This window comes from Comamonas sp., from assembly GCF_036666375.1.
Taxonomy (GTDB): domain Bacteria; phylum Pseudomonadota; class Gammaproteobacteria; order Burkholderiales; family Burkholderiaceae_C; genus Comamonas.
This window is the reverse complement of sequence record NZ_JAVWWA010000169.1, coordinates 1-6681: the sequence shown is the minus strand read 5'-3', so window position 1 is coordinate 6681 and position 6681 is coordinate 1. Positions and strand designations below refer to the sequence as shown.

7 protein-coding genes are annotated in these 6681 nt (G+C 65.1%); 2 read left to right on the top strand and 5 right to left on the bottom strand.

Annotation, left to right across the window (positions count from 1 at the left end):
* Nucleotides 1-14 precede the first annotated feature (14 nt).
* Genes RR928_RS23725 through RR928_RS23715 form a run of 3 tightly spaced genes read right to left on the bottom strand, consistent with a single transcriptional unit; the run spans nt 15 to nt 3362 of the window.
* Nucleotides 15-989, bottom strand: a complete 975-nt coding sequence (locus RR928_RS23725; RefSeq protein ID WP_332684515.1) for a tripartite tricarboxylate transporter substrate binding protein — start codon at nt 987-989, stop codon at nt 15-17.
* 27 nt (nt 990-1016) lie between these two features.
* The gene (locus RR928_RS23720; RefSeq protein WP_332539450.1) at nt 1017-1901 is read right to left on the bottom strand and encodes an NAD(P)-dependent oxidoreductase; all 885 of its coding nucleotides are present in this window, start codon (nt 1899-1901) and stop codon (nt 1017-1019) included.
* Between the two features lie 15 nt (nt 1902-1916).
* The gene (locus RR928_RS23715; protein WP_332684512.1) at nt 1917-3362 is read right to left on the bottom strand and encodes an aldehyde dehydrogenase; all 1446 of its coding nucleotides are present in this window, start codon (nt 3360-3362) and stop codon (nt 1917-1919) included.
* 166 nt (nt 3363-3528) lie between these two features.
* Between RR928_RS23715 and RR928_RS23710 the strand changes: the two genes are divergently transcribed.
* The gene (locus RR928_RS23710; protein WP_332539452.1) at nt 3529-4254 is read left to right on the top strand and encodes an IclR family transcriptional regulator; all 726 of its coding nucleotides are present in this window, start codon (nt 3529-3531) and stop codon (nt 4252-4254) included.
* Nucleotides 4255-4277: 23 nt separating this feature from the next.
* On the opposite strand, the gene RR928_RS23705 is transcribed toward RR928_RS23710, so the two are convergent.
* Nucleotides 4278-4907: a hypothetical protein gene (locus tag RR928_RS23705; protein WP_332684509.1), complete on the bottom strand. Its 630-nt coding sequence runs from the start codon at nt 4905-4907 to the stop codon at nt 4278-4280.
* A 286-nt stretch (nt 4908-5193) separates the two neighbouring features.
* Here RR928_RS23705 and RR928_RS23700 point away from each other — a divergent pair, with 286 nt between their 5' ends.
* Nucleotides 5194-5550, top strand: coding sequence for a PRC-barrel domain-containing protein (locus tag RR928_RS23700; RefSeq protein WP_332547529.1), 357 nt, complete (start codon nt 5194-5196; stop codon nt 5548-5550).
* A 58-nt stretch (nt 5551-5608) separates the two neighbouring features.
* Here RR928_RS23700 and RR928_RS23695 read toward each other — a convergent pair.
* A partial coding sequence (locus RR928_RS23695; RefSeq protein WP_332684507.1) for a DHA2 family efflux MFS transporter permease subunit occupies nt 5609-6681 on the bottom strand: 1073 nt, incomplete at its 5' end.

The window sequence follows — 6681 nt, the reverse complement described above, 5'->3', positions numbered from 1 at the left end:
CGCCCCTGTGCCCCTCAATTCACCGTCGCCCCCGAAGTGGCGACGATCTTCTTCCACTTCTGCGCCTCCTCGTCCATGAAGCCGCGGAACTCGGCCGGGCTGTTGGCTACGATTTCGGCGCCCAGGTCGATCAGCTTGGCCTGCATGTCGGGCTGGGCAATGACGGCCTTGATGTCCTGGCTGATGCGCTCGCCCAGCGGCGCGGCAATGCGCGCCGGCGCCAGCACGCCAAACCAGGTCGCGGCCTCGAACTTGTCGAGGCCGGCTTCGGCAAACGTCGGAATGTTGGGCACCTTCTGCACGCGCTTGTCGTTGGCCAGCGCGATCGCGCGCAGCTTGCCCGAGGCGATGTAGGGCAGCACCACGGTCAGCGTCGCATACATGGCGTCCACGCTGCCGCCCAGCAGGTCGGTGATCGCGGGCGCGTCGCCGCGGTAGGGCACATGCGTGGTCCTGGCCTGCACGGCGGTGTTGAACATCTCGCCCGCGAGATGCTGGGCCGTGCCGTTGCCCGGCGAAGCAAACGACAGCGCGCTCTGTTCCTTTTTCGCCAGCGCGATGAACTCCTGGAGATTGGTGGCCGCCAGGCCAGGGCGCACCACCAGCACCAGCGGCACCTTGGCGACCAGCGAGATCGGCGAGAAGTCCTTGACCGGATCGAAGTCGAGCTTGCTGTAGATGCTGGCCGCAATGGTGTGGGCCGAAGTAGTCATGTAGAGCGTCTGGCCGTCGGCGGCCATGCGCGCGAGCTGGCTTGCGGCCAGCGTGGTGCCGGCGCCGGGCTTGTTCTCTATGACCACGGGCTGGCCCCATTTGGCACCCAGCTTGTCGCCCAGCGTGCGCGCGATGATGTCGGTCGCGCCGCCGGCGGCGTAGGGCACGACCATCTTGACCGGGCCCTTGGGGTAGCCGGCCTGGGCCCAGGCCATTGCCGGGGCAAGCAGGGCGCCGGCCACACAGGCGGCGGTGAAGGTTCTGCGGGAAGTCATGGTGTTGTCTCCTTGGTGTTATGAATATCAGTGCTTGCCCGCGATCAGCTCGCTGATCACCGGGTGGTACTGGTCGCCGACGCCGGCCTCGATCGCCTGGTCGAACCACTGGCCTACCAACTGCGCGCCTTTCGCGGGTACGCCATGCTCCTGCGCGAGTTCCAGCGCGTAAAGCAGGTCCTTGCGCGCATAGCGCACCGAAAAGGTTCTTTCGGGAAAGGACTCGGGCAGCACGGCTTTCATGCCGTGGTTGCGCAGCGCGAAGCTGTCGGCCGAGCCCTTGGACAGCGTCTCGAACAGCACGCCGGCATCGACGCCGGCGCGCACCCCTATGGCCTTGGCTTCGCTGATCGCGACCACGGTCTCGAACAGCACCATGTTGTTGAGGATCTTGAGCACCTGGCCGCAGCCCACGGGGCCGCACAGCGCGATGTCGGAGGCAAAGGTGGCGATCAGCGGCTGCACGCGCGCGAAATCTTCCGGCGTGCCGCCGACCATCACGGCCAGCGTTCCGGCTTCGGCCGCGGCGCGGGTGCGCGCCACCGGAGCGTCCATGAAGTTCACGCCCAGGGCCGCGAAGTCGCGCGCGAGTTCGCGCGTGGTCGATACCGGCGAGGTGCTCAGGTCGATGATGGTCTGGCCGCTGCGCGCCAGAGCCAGCAGGCCTTGCGGCTGGCGGCACAGGCGCTCGACGATCTCACCCGAAGGCAGCGACAGGAAAACCGTGTCGCAAGCGCGCAGTATTTCTTCCAGCGTCGCGGACTGCACGCCCTCGGCGCGCAGGCGCGCCAGCGGCGTCGGGTCCAGGTCGGACGCCAGGATCTGGCGGCCCGACTTGCGCGCCAGATTGCGGCACATGGGCTCGCCCATCACGCCCAGGCCGATGAAACCCAGTTTGTTCTCAGTGGTCATGGTCATTGCTCGTTCTCACATTCCAAAAAAGATGCCCTTGGCCTGCTGGTACAGGCGCAGGCCCTGTATGCCTTTTTCGCGGCCCAGGCCGCTGTCCTTGAAACCGCCGAACGGCGTGGCAATCGACAGCTGCTTGTAGGTGTTGATCCAGACGGTGCCGGCTTCCAGGGCGCGCGCCACGCGCCAGGCGCGCGGGTAGCTGCCGGTCCAGATGCCCGAGGCCAGGCCGAACACCGAGGCGTTGGCCTGTTCGATCAGATCGGCCTCGTCGTCAAACGGCATCAGGCACAGCACCGGGCCGAAGATCTCCTGCTGGGCAATCGCGTCGTCATTGCGCATTCCGCTCAGAATCGTCGGCAGATAGAACGCGCCCGCGGCCAGCGCCGGGTCCTGCGGCACGCCGGCGCCGCATTCGGCGCGCGCGCCGTCGGCAACGGCCTGGGCCACCATGGACGCGACCTTGTCGCGGTGGGCAAAGCTGGCCATGGGCCCCATCTGGGCACCGGCCTGGTCGGGCAGGTTCACCGCGATGGCGCGCGCACGCGCCACGAGCTTGCGCAGTACCTGGTCATAGACGCCGCGCTGCACGAAGGCGCGCGAGCCCGCGACGCAGGACTGGCCGCTGCCTTCGAAGATGCCGCCCGCAATGCTGTCGACGGCCAGCTCGAGATCGGCGTCGTCAAACACGATGTGCGGCGACTTGCCGCCCAGTTCCAGCGCCACCGGCATCAGCTTGGCAGCGGCCACCTGGGCAATGCGCCGGCCGCTTTCGGTGCCGCCGGTGAACGACACCAGCCGCACCTGCGGATGCGCGACCAGCGCCGCGCCGACTTCATGGCCCCAGCCGGGCAAGACGTTGAGGATGCCCGGCGGCAGGCCGGCTTCCAGTGCAATCCTGCCCAGCAGCAGCCCGGTCGAAGGCGTGACTTCCGAAGGCTTGAGAATCACCGCATTGCCCGCGGCCAGCGCCGGCGCGATCTTCTGCGCCTCCATGGTCATGGGCGAATTCCAGGGCGTGATCGCCACCACCACGCCATAGGGCTCGTAGACAGCCAGCGACAGGTAGTTGCCGCGCGCCGGCGTCACTTCCGAGCCCAGCGTTTCGCACACCCCCGCGTAGTAGCGGAACGTCGCGGCCGCGCTCCTGACCTGGGCCTGGCACTCTTTCCAGACCTTGCCGTTTTCCAGCATCTGCAGGCGCGACATCTCCTCGCTGTGCGCCTCTATGCCTTCGGCAATGCGGTACAGGATGCGCGCGCGCTCGGCGGGCAGCATGTCGCGCCAGCCGGGCTGCCTGCAGGCCCGATGCGCCGAGGCGACGGCCTGGGCCGCGAACTTCGCTCCGGCTGCCGCGACTTCATGGTTGAGCGCGCCGGTCGCGGGATTGGTCGAGAACAGCCGCTCGACGCCGGGCTCGCCGACCATCCACTGACCGTCGATCAGCAGTTTCTTGATTTCCATCGTTGTTCCACTCCACAGAATTTTCAGCGGATTCTATGGCCTGCGTGTTCTATAAATCTCCGTATTAAGGGTATGCACCAAGCTTGGTGGTTCTGTTGTGCAGAATTCCTTGCATGAGGTTATGGAACTTCAAGGTGGTGCGTGCCGAATCCGTCACAATCGCGGCATGAACGACAAGGCAACGAATTACGAGGCGAACATGGCGGGCGTGGCCGCCGTCGACAAGGCGATGCGCGTGGTGGTCGCGCTCGAGGCCGCGCGCGCGCCGCTGCGGCTGTCGGAGATCGCCGCGGCCACGGGGCTGTACAAGAGCGCGGTGCTCAGGCTGCTGGCCAGCCTGGAGAAATGCGGCCTGGTCGTGCGGCGCTCCGACAGCGCCTATTGCCTGGGCAATCTGGCGTTCCGGCTGGGGCGGGCGTTCGATGCGAGTTTTCGCTTTCGCGCGCATCTGCTGCCGCTGATGCAAAAGCTCGTCGATGCGGGCGCGCCCAGCCCGTCATTCCATATCGTCCACGACGAGCTCCGCCGGTTTTGCGTGCTGCGTCTCGACTCCAATCATTCGACGCTGGACCGCGTGCGCGAAGGCGATCTGCTGCCGCTGGCCGCGGGCGCAGCGGGCAAGGTGTTGCGCAAGCAGCCATCGGACTTCCTCGCCGACCAATGGCCGTGGATACACCAGTCGCGCGGCGAGCGCGACCCCAGCTGCGGAGCATTGTCGGCGCCCATCATCGGGCCCGGCGATACCTTGCTGGGGGCGCTGTCGCTGTCGGGCCCGCTGGCGCAGTTCACCGATGCGTCGGTGGAATTCATGGCGCCGCTGCTGATCGAGGCCTGCCAGCGGGGCTCGCTGGCGCTGGGCGGGCGCGCGCGGCACGGCGCACACGACATCTAGGCCGCCCGCCACAGGCCCAAGCTTCATTGCATGGCGTCGTAACTCTGCGCGACGACGCAGCCAGTGGGCTGCACGCCGCCCATTGCCTGCGGCGTTTCTTCAATGACCAGAACGGCCATCTCGTGCGCGCTGCAGGATCCGTAGGTGTCGAATTCAAATGCTGTCAGTTCGTCGGACAAAGCCATGTCTTCCTGGACGGCCGGGTGCTCGCGCGCGGTCTTGAACGATCGGTTGGGCGAGAAATGGACGTGCAGTTGCATGTTCTCCAGTGACAGGCCTTTTTCCAGCTCCTGCATATCGAACTGCAGAAAACTGTCGTTCAGGCCGCTTTGATCAAATCCGTAGAACGATTTATCGAGCAAGCCAAGCTCCCCGGCATCGCGCTCTACGTGCCCGTCAAAAGTGATGTTAGCAAAATTGCCCCGGTTTTCATCCGCGCTGTCGGAACAACTCCAGCTCCATTGGCTCAAGCGATCGCTGTCTTCGCTCTCAGCTGCTTGCTGATGCTGAAATTCGGACTTATGGGGGGCCGCGTGAGCGCTAGGCGTATTTCCGCCCGTGGGGATGCTGGGCGCGGCAGCCGTGAAAGGCGCGCGCGCGTCCTCGGGCTGCTCGTTGGCGTTGCGGGTCGCGGTGTCGGAAGCTCTTAACATGGGGATTGTGGGTAACGATTCGGGTTGGAGACGCTGCGCAGCCATCCAGCACCGCAGCGTCGAACTTCTGACTAGATAAATGGTGGAATATACGATAGTCAATGGCTATTGTATCTTCTATATTGATTGTTTTGTATAAGTTTGCGAGTTTTGCGCTTGCAAGGGGCCGGTGTCCCAGGTCGGCTTCTCCTACGCTGCGGTCGGACCGGTGACTACCCCGGGCCCGACGCGCAGGCATTAGCCTTGGGCTTGAAGTCATCCTGCTTCGGCACATTGAGGAATCCGCATGAATACACCCAATACCGCATCGAGCGTCATTTCTTCCGACAAGGTCAATGGCACCAATGTCTACAACCCCGCTGGCGAAAAGCTGGGCACCATCGACTCGCTGATGATCGACAAGATTTCGGGCCGCGTGCGCTACGCAGTGATGGAGTTCGGCGGCTTCCTGGGCATGGGCACGGACCGCTATCCCCTGCCTTGGGACACACTCAAATACGAGCCTGAAATGGGCGGCTATGTGGTCGCCGTCGAGAAGGCCCAGCTCGAAGGTGCGCCGCGCTACACGCGCGAAACCTCGCCCGACTACACCGACGAATACGGCCGCCGCGTCAATGACTACTACGGCACGCCTTACTTCTAAGGCCTGGCGCCAAGAAAAAAGGGAGCCTTGGCTCCCTTTTTTTTGTTCCGCCAGGGCTTCAATGCGCCCCGCCGGCATCCGCCGCCGGCCCGCCGCGCGCCGGCCGCTTGGTCAGCCAGATCATGGCGATCAACATCAGAAACAGCATCGACGAACCCAGGAAGATATCGTCGGCGGCGCGCGTGAACGCCTGCTGGTTGATCAGCTGGTTGATCTGCGCCAGCGCCTGGGCCTGGCTCATTCCCGCGGCCTGCAGGTTCTGTAGCGTCAGTGCGAACGTGCCCTGGCCTTGAATGAGTCCTTCGGTCAGGTGGGCATGGTGCATGGTCGCGCGGTTGTCCCACAGCGTGGTGGCGATCGAGGTGCCCATGGCGCCGGCCGTGATGCGCACGAAGTTGCTCAGGCCCGCAGCCGCGGGAATGCGCTCGGGCGGCAGTCCGGCCAGCGTCAGCGTGGTCAGGGGAATGAAGAAGAACGCCATTGCGCCGCCCTGCAGCAGCGTGGGGATCAGGATGTGGATGAAATCCGTCTCGGTGGTGAAGTGCGAGCGCAGCCACAGCACCAGCGCGAACACGATGAACGCGCCCGTGGCCATCTTGCGCGGATCCCATTGCCCGACCTTCTTGCCGACCAGGGGCGTGAGCAGGATGGCGAAAATCCCCACGGGAGCGAGCGCCATGCCGGCCGAGGTGGCCGTGTAGCCCATCCACTGCTGCAGCCACAGCGGCAGCAGCACCACGTTGCCGAAGAACAGGCCGTAGGCAATCGACAGCGCCAGAGACCCGGCCGCAAAGTTGCGTCTTGCGAATAACCGCAGGTCGACCACCGGGTGGGCGTCGGTCAGCTCCCAGACGATGAACACCGCCAGGCCCACGACAGCCGCCACGGCCAGCGCGATGATTTCTCCCGAGGCAAACCAGTCGAGCTCCTTGCCCTTGTCGAGCATCAGTTGCAGCGCCCCGACCCACAGCACCAGCAGCGTGAGACCAATGGTGTCTATCGGCAGCTTGCGCGTGGGCGTCTCGCGCTGGCGGTAGATGCCCCAGGTCAGCGCCGCGGCAAACAGCCCCACGGGAACGTTGATGTAGAAGATCCAGGGCCAGGAGATGTTGTCGGTGATCCAGCCCCCGA